10 protein-coding genes are annotated in these 14,639 nt (G+C 64.6%); 6 read left to right on the plus strand and 4 right to left on the minus strand.

Annotated elements, in window-relative coordinates; genetic code table 11:
• Positions 1-58 precede the first annotated feature (58 nt).
• Positions 59-1,471 (plus strand): GGDEF domain-containing protein, encoded by a 1,413-nt coding sequence (locus tag VITFI_RS11845; protein ID WP_089417136.1) that lies wholly within the window; start codon positions 59-61, stop codon positions 1,469-1,471.
• Here VITFI_RS11845 and VITFI_RS11850 read toward each other — a convergent pair.
• Positions 1,459-2,961 carry a sigma-54-dependent transcriptional regulator gene (locus VITFI_RS11850; RefSeq protein ID WP_089417137.1) on the minus strand — a complete coding sequence of 501 codons (1,503 nt, stop codon included), beginning with the start codon at positions 2,959-2,961 and terminating at the stop codon, positions 1,459-1,461. The genes VITFI_RS11845 and VITFI_RS11850 overlap by 13 nt on opposite strands.
• Before the next feature lie 87 nt (positions 2,962-3,048).
• Between VITFI_RS11850 and VITFI_RS11855 the strand changes: the two genes are divergently transcribed.
• Together VITFI_RS11855 and VITFI_RS11860 are read left to right on the plus strand one after the other, a co-directional pair.
• Positions 3,049-3,384 carry a hypothetical protein gene (locus VITFI_RS11855; RefSeq protein ID WP_089417138.1) on the plus strand — a complete coding sequence of 112 codons (336 nt, stop codon included), beginning with the start codon at positions 3,049-3,051 and terminating at the stop codon, positions 3,382-3,384.
• A gap of 41 nt (positions 3,385-3,425) precedes the next feature.
• Positions 3,426-5,819, plus strand: a complete 2,394-nt coding sequence (locus VITFI_RS11860; RefSeq protein ID WP_089417139.1) for a Tex family protein — start codon at positions 3,426-3,428, stop codon at positions 5,817-5,819.
• Between the two features lie 6 nt (positions 5,820-5,825).
• Here VITFI_RS11860 and VITFI_RS11865 read toward each other — a convergent pair whose 3' ends face one another.
• The 3 genes from VITFI_RS11865 to VITFI_RS11875 form a co-directional block, all read right to left on the minus strand.
• Complete coding sequence (locus tag VITFI_RS11865) at positions 5,826-6,509, minus strand: tetratricopeptide repeat protein (protein WP_089417140.1); 684 nt, start codon at positions 6,507-6,509, stop codon at positions 5,826-5,828.
• A 91-nt stretch (positions 6,510-6,600) separates the two neighbouring features.
• Positions 6,601-7,098, minus strand: coding sequence for a hypothetical protein (locus tag VITFI_RS11870; RefSeq protein ID WP_089417141.1), 498 nt, complete (start codon positions 7,096-7,098; stop codon positions 6,601-6,603).
• An 80-nt stretch (positions 7,099-7,178) separates the two neighbouring features.
• Entirely contained in the window at positions 7,179-8,009 is an 831-nt protein-coding gene (locus tag VITFI_RS11875) for a PEP-CTERM sorting domain-containing protein (RefSeq protein WP_157725668.1), read from the minus strand.
• Positions 8,010-8,042: 33 nt separating this feature from the next.
• On the opposite strand from VITFI_RS11875, the gene VITFI_RS11880 reads away from it, so the two are divergent.
• From VITFI_RS11880 to dnaE, 3 genes are read left to right on the plus strand one after another with little or no spacing between them, the layout of a single operon-like run.
• Complete coding sequence (locus tag VITFI_RS11880) at positions 8,043-9,908, plus strand: gamma-glutamyltransferase family protein (RefSeq protein WP_198301450.1); 1,866 nt, start codon at positions 8,043-8,045, stop codon at positions 9,906-9,908.
• Between the two features lie 12 nt (positions 9,909-9,920).
• Complete coding sequence (locus VITFI_RS11885; RefSeq protein WP_089417142.1) at positions 9,921-11,030, plus strand: hypothetical protein; 1,110 nt, start codon at positions 9,921-9,923, stop codon at positions 11,028-11,030.
• A 28-nt stretch (positions 11,031-11,058) separates the two neighbouring features.
• Positions 11,059-14,628 (plus strand): DNA polymerase III subunit alpha, encoded by a 3,570-nt coding sequence (gene dnaE / locus VITFI_RS11890; RefSeq protein ID WP_089417143.1) that lies wholly within the window; start codon positions 11,059-11,061, stop codon positions 14,626-14,628.
• Positions 14,629-14,639 lie beyond the last annotated feature (11 nt).

Below are 14,639 nucleotides of genomic sequence, written 5' to 3' on the forward strand. Positions count from 1 at the left end.
TCGTTTGTTCCTGTGCGGCGCTTTGCCACTTGACTGAGTCGATCCTTGCCCTTGTCCCATGCCTGACCACCCTTCGCTCGTGACCGCGCCGGATGCGGTACTTGTCCAACTCTGGGCGCAACACATCGCCCAGACCGATGCACCCATCCGCCAAGCCCTCACCGCCTTGGGCCAACACCACAGCGCGCAGTTGGCCGACGCGTTTTACCGCGCCATGCTGGCCGACCCGCAAGCCGGCGCCTTGCTCACCCACGATGACGTCAACACCCGCTTGCACAGCTCGATGCAACGCTGGATCACCCAAACACTCGGCAGCTGGGACACCGCCCAAGTACCCGCCCTGGTCGCACTTCAGCGGCACATCGGCCAAGTTCATGCCCGGATCAACGTCGGCATGGAGTTGGTGGTTCGTGGCGCCCGCCAGCTCAAGCACGACATCGTGCAAACCCTGCTGCGCACCGACATGGACACCGCCCAAGTGCTGCGCACCGCCATGGCAGCCCATGAGCTGATCGATTTGGCCTTAGAGGCGATGACGATCCAGTACAAAGAGTCACGCGATTTGGCCACGCGCACCGATGAGGCATATCGCTCACTGGCGTCGAGCGTGAACATGTCGCTGGAACGTGAGCGGCAGCGCACGGCTTTGCTCGATTGGCAAAGCCAGTTCCTGCAAAAGGTCATGATGATGCACCCGGATGACGAAGTCACCCGCCTGGGCCAGTCGTCATTTGGGCTGTGGGTGCAGCACAAGGCCAATGCATTCAACGGCTCATCCGATGAGCGCGAGTCCATCCTCAGCGCCATGCGCCGCATCGACGCCGACTTGCTGCCCCGCTGTGAGGACGAACTCACCGGCCAAACCGATGAACTGGGCCGCCAGACCGCCCGCCACGTCCTGACCGAAGTACAGCAAATCCGCTACTTCACGGACTCGATGTTCGAACATCTGGTGGACATGGAGTCTGGCCGCGATGCGCTGACGCAACTGCTCAACCGCCGTTATTTGCCCGCCGTCCTGGGCCGTGAGTTGGAACTGAGCCGGCGCTCGGGCCATCCGTTCTCGCTCATGCTGGTGGACGTGGACCACTTCAAACACATCAACGATCACTACGGCCACAGTTGCGGCGACCGGGCGTTGCAGCATCTGGCGGCGCTGCTGTCCAACACGGCGCGCAGCGGGGATTTTGTGTTCCGTTTCGGGGGGGAGGAGTTCATCATCGTCAGCGTCGAGATGCCCGCCCTGCAAGCGCTGCATGAAGCGGAAAAAATCCGCAAGGCTGTCGAGAATGACCCCGTTTTGCTGCCTGAGGGACGCCAGTTGCACATGACCGTCAGCATCGGTGTCGCCACCTACGACGGCCACCCGGACTACCAACACCTCATCGAACAAGCCGACCAAGCGCTCTACGCCGCCAAAAGCGAAGGACGCAACCGCGTGGTTCCCAGCCAGCGGCCTCAACCGACTTGAGTCGGCTCCAACCCCAGCCGCTGTAACTTGGCCCGCAACCCCACGCGGGACAGGCCGAGTTCAGCCGCCGCCCGGGTCTTGTTCCAGCGATGGCGCAACAGCACTTCACGCAGCACCATGGCCTCGATCACCTCCAGGCGCTCCGCCAAGGTGCCGTGGCTGGGCAAAGCCTGCACCGCCGCCACAGATCCGCCCCGGGCCTCGCATCCCCCGCCCTGCAACACGCGCACGGAAAACACCCCGGGTTCGATGGTTTCCTCATCACTCAGGGCGATGGCGCGGGCGATCTCGTTGCGCAGCTCGCGGATGTTGCCGGGCCACGCATAGCGGGCCAAACACGCCAATGTGCCCGGCGCCCAACGCAACCCGGGACGCCCCAGCTCGGCCCCCACCTCGGCCAACAACCGTTCGGCGATCGGGGCGATGTCGGCAGGCCGATCGCGCAGGGCGGGCATGTGCAGCGTCACCCCGGCCAGGCGCCAGTACAAATCTTCCCGAAACCGCCCGGCGCGCACTTCTTCCTCCAAATGACGATGCGTGGCGGCCACCACGCGCACATCCACAGGCACCGCCCGCGTCGAACCGACGGGGCGCAACTCGCCCTCTTGCAACACCCGCAGCAGCTTGACTTGGAAGGCCGGCGAAGTCTCGCCAATTTCATCCAGAAACACCGTGCCACCATGCGCCCGCTGAAACAACCCGATGTGGTCCTCGAACGCCCCCGTGAACGCGCCGCGTTTGTGGCCGAACAGCTCGCTTTCCAACAAGGTGTCCGGGATGGCGGCGCAGTTTTCCAGCACAAACGCTTGAGCATGGCGCGGGGAAGCGTAGTGGATCGCCCGCGCCAGCAGCTCTTTGCCAGTGCCGGATTCGCCGCCGATGAGCACCGGCAAGTCGTACCGCGCCACGCGCTGGGCCATGGCACACACGGCCTCCAGCGGGCTGCCCGGCGCCCGCACCATGCGTTCGAAACCAAACGCCGAACGCGCTTCGCCCAGTTTTTTCTGGCTGCGCGCACGCAACACCGGGGCGGCGCTGCGCAGCTCCAAATCGAGCCGATCCAAGCCTTGGCGCAAGGTGCGCGCTTCGACCGCGCTACGCACCGTTTGCAACAGATGATCCGGCACCCAGGGTTTGAGGATGTATTGGTAGATGCCGGCCTCGTTGATGCCGGTGATGATGTCCTCGCTGTCCGTGTAGCCGGAGATGACGATGCGCACCGTGTCCGGCCAGCGCTCGCGCACTTCTTTGAGAAACGCCACCCCCGTCAGCCCCGGCATGCGCTGATCGCACAGGATCACGTCCACCGCCTGGCGGGTCAACCATTGGCGGGCCTCGTCGGCATGGCTGGCGGTGAGGATGCGGAAGTCTTCGTCCAAGGTGCGGCGGATGGCATCTTGCGAGCGCACCTCGTCATCGACCACCAGCACCACAGGCAGGGTGTCGGGATCGGGCAAAGCGTCAGCGTCTGGGGGCGCGAAGGTGTCCATGAGAATGAGCCTGTTTGCACGAGCGCAGGGTTAACACGTATACGATGGCACCCTCTGTTCACGCTGAAGAAGCCTGGAGGCGCCGCAATGCAGCAACATGACGACATCACCCCGTTCGACCGCTGGTCTCGCCCCATTGAGGAAATCGATGAGGAGATCGGTCAACTGTCCGTCGCTTGCGGGGTGTACTTGCTGGAGCCGGGGGTGATTGAACGCCTTTTGCACAATGACACGTCGGTGTGCGACCACGGCAACCAACGCGCTTTCGACAAACTGCGCCAACTGGTGATGATGCATTACATCGTCACCGAACGCACCGTCGAAGCCCTCGGCGCAGAACAAACGCAGGAATTAACCTCGCGCATCGTCGATCGTTTGCGGCCACGCTTCGAGCGGTTGTTGCACAAACCGTCGGACGAGTGAACGCACCGAATCGGCCTTCTTCTCTTCTGATCACGCGACCTTTGGACACCATTTTGTTGCAAATCGCCGGCGAACTGAACGTTCGTCCGGCGCAAATCGAAGCCGCCACCGCACTGCTGGACGGCGGCGCCACCGTGCCTTTCATCGCCCGTTACCGCAAGGAAGTGACCGGCGGGCTGGACGATGCGCAATTGCGCGAGCTGGAAACCCGCCTGGCCTACCTGCGCGAGCTGGCGCAGCGCCGTGCGACTGTGCTCAAGAGCATTGAGGAGCAAGGCAAGCTCACGCCCGCGCTGCGCGCTGCCATCGAAGCCGCGCCCACCAAACAGGAGCTGGAAGACCTCTACCTGCCTTACAAGGTCAAGCGCCGCACCAAGGGGCTGATCGCCCGCGAAGCTGGGTTGGAGCCACTGGCCGACAAGCTCTTTGCCGACCCGGCGTTGGATCCGCACACCGAAGCCGCCGCCTTCCTCAACCCCGACGCTGGTTTCGCCGACCCCCACGCCGTGCTGGATGGCGTGCGCGACTTGCTGGCCGAACGCTGGGCCGAGGACGCCGTGCTGGATGGCGTGCGCGACTTGCTGGCCGAACGCTGGGCCGAGGACGCCGTGCTGGTGGGCACGCTGCGCGAATGGCTGTGGGCGGAGGGCCGCTTGCGCTCCAAGTTGGTGGAGGGCAAAGACCCGAACGCGCCCGATCACGCCAAATTCCGCGATTATTTCGATTACGACGAGCCCATTGGCCGTGTACCTTCGCACCGGGCGCTGGCGGTGTTCCGGGGCCGTTCGCTGGAAATCCTCGATGCCAAGCTGGTGCTGGATGAAGAGATCGTGCCCGGTCAACCGACGCTGGCCGAAGGCCGCATCGCCCATCACCTGGGCTGGCGCCACGCCAAGCGACCAGCCGATGAGCTGATCCGCAAAACCGTGGCGTGGACGTGGAAGGTCAAACTCAGCCTGAGCCTGGAGCGCGATTTGTTCAGCCGGCTGCGCGAGTCGGCTGAAGGCGTGGCGATCAAGGTGTTTGGCGCCAACTTGCGTGACTTGCTGTTGGCCGCCCCCGCCGGCAAGCGCGTGGTGATGGGCCTCGACCCAGGCATCCGCACCGGCGTGAAAGTGGCCGTGGTGAGCGACACCGGCAAGGTGCTGGCCACCAGCACGGTGTACCCGCACGAGCCGCGCCGCGATTGGGAAGGCGCCCTGCACACCCTGGGCCGCTTGGTGGCGACGCACGGCGTGAACCTGATCGCCATCGGCAACGGCACCGCCAGCCGCGAAACCGACAAACTCGCCGCCGACCTCATCGCCCGCGTGCATCAACTCGCCCCAGAGGCGCCGCTGGAAAAAGTGGTGGTGAGCGAAGCCGGCGCTTCCGTTTATTCCGCCAGCGAATTCGCCAGCAAGGAACTGCCCGAACTGGATGTGAGCTTGCGCGGCGCCGTTTCCATCGCCCGCCGGCTGCAAGACCCGCTGGCCGAGCTGGTGAAGATCGACCCGAAAAGCATCGGCGTCGGCCAGTATCAGCATGACGTAAACCAGTCCGAGCTGGCGCGCACGCTGGATGCGGTGGTGGAGGACTGCGTCAACTCGGTGGGCGTGGACTTGAACACCGCTTCGGCGCCACTGCTGTCCCGCGTGGCGGGTTTGTCGGCCAGCGTGGCCGGCAGCATTGTGCGCTGGCGCGATGCCCACGGCGCCTTCAAAAACCGCCGCCAGTTGCTGGAGGTGAGGGGCTTGGGGCCGAAGACCTTCGAACAAGCCGCCGGTTTCCTGCGCATCCGAGGCGGGGACAACCCGCTGGATGTCTCCGGCGTTCACCCGGAAACCTACCCGGTGGTGGAGCGCATCCTCGCCGCAGCGGGGCGCCCGGTGGCTGAGTTGCTGGGCAACACCGACGTCATCCGCAAACTGCGCCCGGAAAGTTTTGCCGATGAGCGCTTCGGCGCCATCACCGTGAAGGACATTCTGGCCGAGCTGGAAAAACCGGGCCGGGATCCGCGCCCGGATTTCAAAGTCGCCCGCTTCAACGACGGTGTGGAGAACATCGCCGATTTGAAGGAGGGCATGGTGCTAGAGGGTACGGTGAGCAACGTGGCTCAGTTTGGTGCCTTCGTCGATCTGGGGGTGCATCAAGACGGGCTGGTGCATGTCAGCCAGATGGCACGCAAGTTTGTCAGCGATGCCCGCGAAGTGGTGAAAACCGGCGACATCGTCAAGGTGAAGGTGCTGGAAGTGGACTTGGCCCGCAAGCGTATCAGCCTGACGATGAAGCTGGACGCCGCCCCGGGCGCATCCGCCAGCGGTGAGCGCGGTGACAACCGTTTCCGCCCTGCCGAACGCGCACATCGGGGGGGAGGTGGCGCTCACAAAACGCCATCCGCCTCGGCCCCTCAGGGCGCGATGGCGGCTGCATTCGCCAAGTTGCGCCCCCGCTGAACGGGTTCAGTTTGCGCTAGAAGCGGAAGCAGCCGGCGCGGCGGCTTCCGGCGCCACACCTTGGGCGCTCAAGTTGGCCAAGCCTTCTTGCGCTTCAGCATTGCCTTGTTCCGCCGCCTTGCGATACCACCCGAAGGCCCGCACCAAGTCCTGCGGGACGCCTTCGCCCTTTTCGTACAGGGTGCCCAGCATGAATTGCGCCCCGGCGTCTCCCTCATCGGCAGCACGGGTGAACCAAAACACGGCCTGTTCCATGTCCTTAGGCACGCCCTCGCCCTTTTCGAACAGGTGCCCCAGGCTCAATTGGGCCGACGTGTTGCCCTGCGCAGCGGCTTTTTTGTACCAAAACACGGCCAGCTCCGTGTTTTTTTCGGTTCCGAACCCTTTTTCGTACATGAACCCCAGGTTGAACTGCCCATAGTCATTGCCCTGGGCAGCAGACTTTTTGTACCACCCAAAAGCCTGCGCCGGGTTGGGCTGCACCCCTTCGCCGTTTTGGTACATGAACGCCAAAATGTTTTGCGACAGCGGATCCCCCCGCTTGGCGGCTTGGGTGAATTCTTTCAGGGCTTTGGCGTAATCCTGCTGGCTGTAGGCCAATTGCCCTGCTTCAAAACCGGCCCATGCGGGCGCACTCAGCAGACCCGCAGACAGCACGGCGCCGCCCATCAATTTCAAAAAAGCGTTCATGGCGTGGGATTCAGAAAAAATACGGACTAGAGGGGGGGACAGGCGCCCAGAATGGGCGTAATGCTAGCCAAGTTTTCCCTGAAATGCATCGTCAGCGCGCAGGTGGCTGCGAGGGCTCTACCAGCACCAGCAAGCGTTGCTGGATCGCCTGCAACCGCTGTAACGCTTCCATCTGTGGAAACTGCTGATAGGCCGCGTGGGCGTTGGCCAAGGTCACGGTGTGATGCACGCCAGGCAGCCGCAACTCCAGCCGGGTCACCCCGCCGTCGCGCAGCCGCAAAAGGAGGCCACCGGTTTGGGCCTGAGCGCGGATCTGGGCTTCAATGGCGTCACTGTTCAGGCTGGTGAAGCGCTGGCGCACCACGATGTCGGTCAGCAGGGCTCGGAGTTCTGCCGAACTCAGTCGCCCGGCGACCCGCTCTCCGCCCAAGGTGCGAGGCGGCACCGAGTACCGGCCATCGGCGTGCAGCAGCAGCACCGGCTGTTCCACCGCCCCGGGCACCGCCACGCTGCCGAGCCGATCCCACCGAAAAATCACGGCTTCTGAGGGGGGCGGTAACCGCACCTCGGTCACGGTGGGTTGGGCCATGGCCCTTCCAGCCAACATCCAACTGCCCCCCCACGCCAGCAGCCAACGGCGTTGGCGTGACGGAGCGGTTGTCCGTGTACTCATGCGGCAGGCTGGACGGCGCTGCGACGCTGACGCGCCCAAGCCAGCAACGGCAGCCCCAGTGCGAACAGAAGCGCTGTCTCGGGCTCGGGCACGGCTGCCGCCGGCGTGGTGCCGTTGAGGTTGACGGTGAAGCCGATGTCTTGCAGCGACGCGATCGTGGTGTTGCTGACGAACGACGACGGGTTCATCCACCCGGTCATGAGTTCGTCGCGCATGTCGCGGCCTTGGCTGTCCACGATGCCGGTGGTTCCGCTGCCGTTGTCCACCTCGTTCCAGTGGCCATCGGCTGTGCCAGCCCCCCCGCCCAGCTCCACCGGGATGTACGTGGCCCCAGCTTGGTTGAACTCGCTCTGATAGGCTGCCACCCCCGCCGCGCCGGTGTATCGGCCCGAACCTTCGGTGTAGACGCCGTTGTATTCCCACAGCGTCCCGATGCCAAGCACGTGGGCCATTTCGTGTTTGATCACGTTGGCAAAGTTGCCCGAGCTGACCATGTAAGACATGTCGGCCGAATCAAACACCATCGTCCCGGCGGTGGCTAACACATAGCCCCCTTGGTAAACCGCCGAAGTCGGGCCGGCGTAGCCGAGCGTGCCCCATTGGCCATCGATCGAGCCAATGCTGGCGCTGATGGTCATCCCCGTGAGTGAAATCCCCGACTGGTAACCCGTGATGACAGACTCCCAGAACGACTCCGCTTGCGTGAAATAAGACTGATACTGCGACGGGCCGCTGTAGTTCAGGGTGATGTCAAACCCGGCGTGGCTTGACAACGCAACCGTTGACAGCGCCGCAGCGCAAGCCCAGCGGTGCAAAGTGTGTGACATGGTGGTTCCTTGTGGCATGAAGGGAGTGAAGCAATGACGCCTGACAACTCCAACCGACACGCCTTCGCCCTGCGGCGCTGGGTCGGTGTGATGGTCGGTGCAGCGCTGGGGGCTGGCATCAGCGGCTGCACGCACCCGCCCCCTGAGCCCCTGATTGTTCCTGAAAGTGCCAGCGGCTGGCGAAACAATTCTGAAACAAGTTTCAACCGGCAGGCTGTTGCAACCGCCCATCCGCAGGCCAGCGCAGCCGGTTTGGAGATGCTGCGGGCCGGCGGCTCCGCGCTGGACGCGGCCATCGCCGCGCAAATGGTGCTGGCTTTGGTGGAGCCGCAATCCAGTGGCATCGGCGGTGGGGCGTTTCTGATGCATTGGGACGGCCACACCGTCCAAGCCTGGGATGGCCGCGAAACGGCCCCCGCTGCGGTGACGCCGAACCTGTTCCTGCAACCGAACGGCCAGCCTTTGCCATTCGCCCAAGCGCAGGCCAGTGGCTTGGCGGTGGGCGTGCCGGGGGCGGTGCGGATGTTGGAGGCGGCCCATCGGCAACAGGGTGTGTTGCCGTGGGCGCGGCTGTTCGAGCCGGCCATCCGCTTGGCAGAAGAAGGGTTCGCCATCGGCCCGCGTTTGCACGCGCTGCTGAGTCAACTCAACCCGACCCAGGCCGATGCACAAGCCCGCGCCTACTTCTACGCCCCCGCACCCGACGCGGCGGGGCGTTGGCAACCGTGGCCCGTCGGGCATCGGCTGAAAAACCCGGCGCTGGCCCGTGTGTTGCGGCGCATCGCCAGCGAGGGTGGTGCCGCACTGCACCAAGGCCCGGTGGCCGCCGACGTGGTGCAGCGCGTCCAAACCCACACCCGCCCCGGTGGCCTGGCGCTGGCCGATTTGGCCGGTTATCAACCGGTGCTGCGCGAACCGATCTGCACCGATTGGCGCGAACGTTGGCGCGTCTGCGGTTTCCCGCCGCCGTCTTCGGGGCATCTGGCGCTCATGCAAATATTGGGGACGCTGGACGCTCTGCCGCCGTTGCCTGCGCCCGTGCAGCCCACCTCGGTCGAGTGGCTGCACCGCTACGCCCAAGCCTCCCGGCTGGCGTTTGCGGATCGGGCGCTGTATGTGGCCGACCCCGCCTTCGTGCCCGCCCCTGCCGGCGACTGGCGCAGCTTGCTGGCCCCAACGTATTTGGCCCAACGCGCCCGCCTCGTCGGTGAGCGCGACATGGGCCCAGCGCCAGCCGGAACGCCCACGCTCACCCCCGTGGCTTGGGCGCCTCAACCCCATCAACCCGAGTACGGCACCAGCCACCTCAGCGTCATCGACGCCCAAGGCCGGGCGGTGTCCATGACCACCACCATCGAAGCCGCCTTCGGCACCGGCATCATGAGCGACGGGGGCACGGGCCTGCCCGGCGGTTTTTTGCTGAACAACCAACTCACCGATTTTTCGTTCACCCCGCAAGATGCGCAGGGGCGCTCCATCGCCAACCGCGTCGAGCCGGGCAAGCGCCCACGTTCGTCGATGAGCCCGACGTTGGTGTTCGATCGCCACACCGGCCAATTAGTGATGAGTGTGGGCTCGCCGGGCGGCGCGGCCATCATCCACTACACCGCCAAAACGCTGCTGGGCACCTTGGCTTGGCAGATGGGCCCGCAGGCGGCCATCGATTTACCCAACGTCGTTCACACCAACGGGGCCGCACTGGTGCTGGAAAAGGGCCGCTTCGATGCCAACATCCTGCAAGCCCTCCAAGCACGGGGTTACACCGTGCAAGAACAAGAACTCACCAGCGGTCTGCAAGCCTTGACCGCCCCGCAAGCCCAACCGCCGGGGCCGTGGCGGGGTGTCGCCGGGCGAGGTGGCGCCGATCCGCGCCGCGAAGGCGTGGTGCTGGGAGACTGACCCCGCTTCCCCATGACCGCCATGCCCCCTTCCACCGAACGCCCCGCCCTCAAAGACGAACTCCTCAGCCGCTCGCACATTCAACAACTGGCCGAGGCGGGCGCCCAAGTCGGGGTGCTCCAGCCTGAGCGTTTTCTGGCCGCCACCTGTGCGCATTGGGAGGACTTGCCCGTCCTCGGGCGCTTGCAGCGCCTGGGCGCCGTGCTGTGCGCCCAGTTGCCAGCCGACTTCGACGCCATGCTGCAAGCCGCCGTGCGCCTGGGGCCTTGCATGCCCAACAGCTTCGCGGCCATGGCGTTGTGTGAGTGCGCAACGCTGCGCCACCACCCCGACGACGATGTCACGCTGAACGCCCTGGCCATCCTGACCTGTTTTGGCAGTGCGGAATGGGCACTGCGCCCGCTGTTGATCCGCGACCCCGAGCGGGTGTTCCACCACGCGGCCGCGTGGGCGCGGCATGACAACGCCCACGTCCGACGGTTGGCCAGTGAAGGCACGCGCCCACGCCTGCCCTGGAGTCAACGCTTGGATGCCTTGGCCCGCCACCCGCAAGCTCAACGCCCGATCTTGGATGCGCTGCGTGACGATCCGAGCGCCACGGTGCGCCGCTCCGTCGCCAATCATCTCAACGACATCGCCAAGGTCAACCCAGATGGGGTGTTCGCGCTGCTGTCGGCCTGGCCATCGCCATCGCCGGCCACGCAGGCTCTGATCCGCCACGCCCTGCGCACGCTGATCAAACAAGGTGAACCGCGTGCTTTGGCGTGGATCGGCGCCGGTGCCCCCGCTCAACTGCGGGTGACGTCGTTCCTCGTGGCCCCCTCGACGCTGCGGCTCGGTGAAGCGGTGCTGCTGCTGGCCGAGCTGACCTCGGTCAGCCCCCAACCGCAAACGCTGGAAGTGGATTACGCCGTCCATTTCGTGAAACAAAACGGCTCGACCTCGCGCAAAGTGTTCAAGCTGCGCCGCTTCACACTCGCACCCGGAGTCACGGTGCAACTGACCCACCGCCATCGGGTCGAAGACTTCACCACACGCCGGCATCACAGCGGGCGGCATCGGGTGGAATTGCTCATCAACGGCCCATGCTGGGCCGAAGGCGCTTTCGATCTGACGGTCTGAGCCGGAGGGGGCTCCGTAGAATCCCCCGATGCCCTTCGTTCACCTGCGCACCCACACCGAATACTCCGTCGTTGACGGCACGCTCCGCATCGACGATGCCGTTAAAGCAGCGAAAAAAGATGGCCAGCCCGCGCTCGCCATCACCGATTTGGCCAACCTGTTTGGCGCCGTTAAGTTCTACAAAGCGTGCCGGGGCAAGGGCGTCAAGCCCGTCATCGGCACCGAAGTCTGGCTGGAGCCGCACGACGCGACCGATAAATTCGTCCCCCGCGTGCTGCTGCTGGTGCAAAACATCACCGGTTACCACAACCTGAGTGAACTGCTGGCCCGCGCCTGGACAAGCAACGTGCAGCGCAACCAAGCCTGGGTGAAGTGGGAGTGGCTGCGCGAACTGGGCGAGGGGCTGATCGTGCTGTCGGGCTTCGAGTTCGGGCCGCTGGCGCCGGCGCTGCAAGCCGGCGATGTGGCCCGCGCCCGCAGCGTGGCCACGCAACTGGCCGAGCTGTTCCCGCGCCGTTTCTACATTGAGGTGCAGCGCGGGGGCCTGCACCACCCAGAGCCACTGGTGCGCGCCAGCGTGCAATTGGCCGCCCAGATGCAACTGCCCGTCGTGGCCACCCATCCGGTGCAGTTTTTGGAGCCGGATGATTTCGAAGCGCACGAAGCCCGCGTCTGCGTGGCCGAAGGTGAAACGCTGGGCAACCCCAAGCGCGTGAAGCGATTTGGGCGCGAGCAGTATTTCAAGAACCAAGCGCAGATGGAGGCGCTGTTCGCCGACCTGCCCAGCGCCATCACCAACACGCTCAAAATCGCCGAGCGGTGCAGCCTGACGCTGGTGCTGGGCAAGCCGCAACTGCCCAATTTCCCCACGCCGCTGCTGGCCGATGGCACGCCCATGCCCATCGACCAGTTTTTCCGCGAGGAAAGCCACAAGGGGCTGGACTACCGCCTGCGCCAGCTTTTCCCCGATGAGGCCAAGCGCAAGGCCGAGCGCCCGCGTTACGTCGAGCGCCTGGAGTTCGAACTGAACACCATCTTGAAGATGGGTTTTCCGGGCTACTTCCTCATCGTGTCGGACTTCATCACCTGGGCGAAGAACAACGGCTGCCCGGTGGGGCCGGGCCGGGGCTCGGGCGCGGGTTCGCTGGTGGCGTATGCGCTGCTCATCACCGACCTGGATCCGCTGCAATACAACCTGCTGTTCGAGCGCTTTTTGAACCCCGAGCGCGTGTCGATGCCCGACTTTGACATCGACTTCTGCCAAGCCAACCGCGACCGGGTGATCGACTATGTGAAAGAAAAGTATGGCCGCCCAGCGGTGAGCCAGATTGCCACCTTCGGCACCATGGCGGCCAAGGCGGCGCTGCGCGACATTGGCCGCGTGCTGGGCATGGGCTTTGGCCATGTGGATTCGATTGCCAAGCTGATTCCCGCCCCGCCTGGCAAAACCGTGACGCTGGCGCCCGTGCCCGCCGAGCCGGAAAAAGGCTTGATTTATGCCCGCCAAGAAGCCCCGGAGCTGGAAGAACGCGAAAAGAACGAGGAAGAAGTCGCCGAGCTGCTGCGCCTGGCCACGCGGGTGGAAGGCATGGTGCGCAACATCGGCATGCACGCGGGGGGCGTGCTGATCGCGCCGGGCAAGATCACCGATTTCTGCCCGCTCTACCAACAGCCCGGCTCAGACTCCGCCGTCAGCCAGTTTGACAAGGACGACGTCGAAGCCATCGGCCTGGTGAAGTTCGACTTCTTGGGTCTGGCCACGCTCACCATCTTGGAGCTGGCCAAAGAGTTCATCGTCACGCGCTACCCGGATCAAAAGAACTTCGCCTTTGAGAACCTGCCGCTGGATGACAAGGCGGTTTACAAGCTGTTCTCCGACGGGCTGACGGAAGCCGTGTTCCAGTTTGAATCACGCGGCATGCAAGGCATGTTGCGCGACGCCAAACCGAGCCGGCTGGAAGACCTGATCGCCCTGAACGCGCTTTACCGCCCCGGCCCGATGGATCTGATTCCGAGCTTTGTGGCGCGTAAACACGGGCGCGAGCCGGTGGAGTACCCGCATCCGCTGGTCGAATGGGTGCTGGCCGAAACCTACGGGATCATGGTCTACCAGGAACAGGTGATGCAGACCGCCCAGGTGCTGGGCGGCTACAGCCTGGGCGGTGCCGACATGCTGCGCCGCGCCATGGGCAAGAAAAAGCCCGAGGAGATGGCCGAGCACCGCACCATCTTCCGCAAGGGTGCAGCCGAAAAAGGCATCAGCGAAGAGAAGGCCGACGAGGTCTTCGACTTGATGGAGAAGTTCGCGGGCTACGGCTTCAACAAGTCGCACGCGGCGGCCTATTCACTGCTGGCGTACCACACGGGCTGGCTCAAGGTGCATTACACGGCCGAGTTCTTCGCGGCCAACATGACCAACGAACTGAGCGACACCGACAAACTGAAGGTGCTGCTGGGCGATGCGGTCAAAAACTTCAAGATCGAGTTCGAGCCGCCCAGCGTCAACCGGGGCGTGTACCGGTTTGAGCCGCTGCCGGGTGCGGAAGGGCGACGCAAAATTCGCTACGGGCTGGGCGCCATCAAGGGCACGGGCCAAGGTGCCATTGAAGCCATCGTCGCCAACCGCGAATCCGAGGGGCCGTTCACCAGCTTGTTCAACTTCTGCCAGCGCGTGGACAAGGGCCGCGTGAACAAGCGCGTGGTGGAAGCGCTCATCAAAGCCGGCGCGTTTGACGAGCTGCACCCGGATCGTGGTGCCACGCTGGCCAGCGTCGGCTTGGCATTCGAGTGGGCGCAGGCGCAAGCGGCCAACGCCAACCAAGGCGGGTTGTTCGATGCTTTCGGCGACGACAGCCACGGCTCGCACACCCAAGAACCACCGCTGATGAGCGTGCCGGCACAAAGTGTGCGCGAAAAACTCACGCTGGAAAAAGCGGCGCTGGGCTTCTACCTCTCCGGCCATTTGTTCGACCAAGACGAGCCCGAGGTGCGCAAATTCTGCAAACGCCGCATCGCGGATTTGGTGGATGCGCGGGAGCTGCAAATCGTGGCGGGCATCGTCGGGGAGATGCGGGTGGTGAACGGCCAACGTGGCCGGGTCGGCATCTTCAAATTGGACGATGGCAGCGAGCCCATCGAAACCGTGGTCAACGAGGAGCAGCTCGACGCCAACAAAGAACGGTTGGTGGAGGATGCCCTGGTGATCGTTCAGGGCAAGGTGCAGAACGACCGCTTTTCGGGTGGGCTGCGCCTGAACGCCACGCAGGTGTGGGATTTGGCGGCAGCCCGGGCACGGTTTGGGCGCTGCTGGTCGGTGATGCTGCCAGCCGGCACGCTGCCGACAGCGACGCAAGCCCGACAGGCCGTGGCCAGCTTGGCGCAGTTGCTGCACCAGCATCCGCCCCGCGTCGAGGCCACCGAGTTGGGGGATGTGGCCCAAGGACTGACGGTGCGACTCCAATTGCACCGGGCTGGCGCCGTGGCTGAACTGGAGTTGGGCACCCAAGGGCGGTTTTGGCCTTCGGAAGCAGCCTTGAGCGCTTGGCGCACCTGGGCCCCAGAAGGGGCCACGATGGGCGTGGTCTACGAAGGGACGTGACCGCGCTTCGT

Source organism: Vitreoscilla filiformis, from assembly GCF_002222655.1.
Classification (GTDB): Bacteria; Pseudomonadota; Gammaproteobacteria; order Burkholderiales; family Burkholderiaceae_C; genus Ideonella; species Ideonella filiformis.

Bases quoted from the DNA above. Each gene is read 5' to 3' on its own strand.
- VITFI_RS11875 (WP_157725668.1), bottom strand. From the start codon at position 8,009: ATGTCACACACTTTGCACCGCTGGGCTTGCGCTGCGGCGCTGTCAACG.
- VITFI_RS11850 (WP_089417137.1), bottom strand. From the start codon at position 2,961: ATGGACACCTTCGCGCCCCCAGACGCTGACGCTTTGCCCGATCCCGAC.
- VITFI_RS11855 (WP_089417138.1), top strand. From the start codon at position 3,049: ATGCAGCAACATGACGACATCACCCCGTTCGACCGCTGGTCTCGCCCC.
- dnaE (WP_089417143.1), top strand. From the start codon at position 11,059: ATGCCCTTCGTTCACCTGCGCACCCACACCGAATACTCCGTCGTTGAC.
- VITFI_RS11865 (WP_089417140.1), bottom strand. From the start codon at position 6,509: ATGAACGCTTTTTTGAAATTGATGGGCGGCGCCGTGCTGTCTGCGGGT.
- VITFI_RS11845 (WP_089417136.1), top strand. From the start codon at position 59: ATGCCTGACCACCCTTCGCTCGTGACCGCGCCGGATGCGGTACTTGTC.
- VITFI_RS11885 (WP_089417142.1), top strand. From the start codon at position 9,921: ATGACCGCCATGCCCCCTTCCACCGAACGCCCCGCCCTCAAAGACGAA.
- VITFI_RS11880 (WP_198301450.1), top strand. From the start codon at position 8,043: ATGACGCCTGACAACTCCAACCGACACGCCTTCGCCCTGCGGCGCTGG.
- VITFI_RS11870 (WP_089417141.1), bottom strand. From the start codon at position 7,098: ATGGCCCAACCCACCGTGACCGAGGTGCGGTTACCGCCCCCCTCAGAA.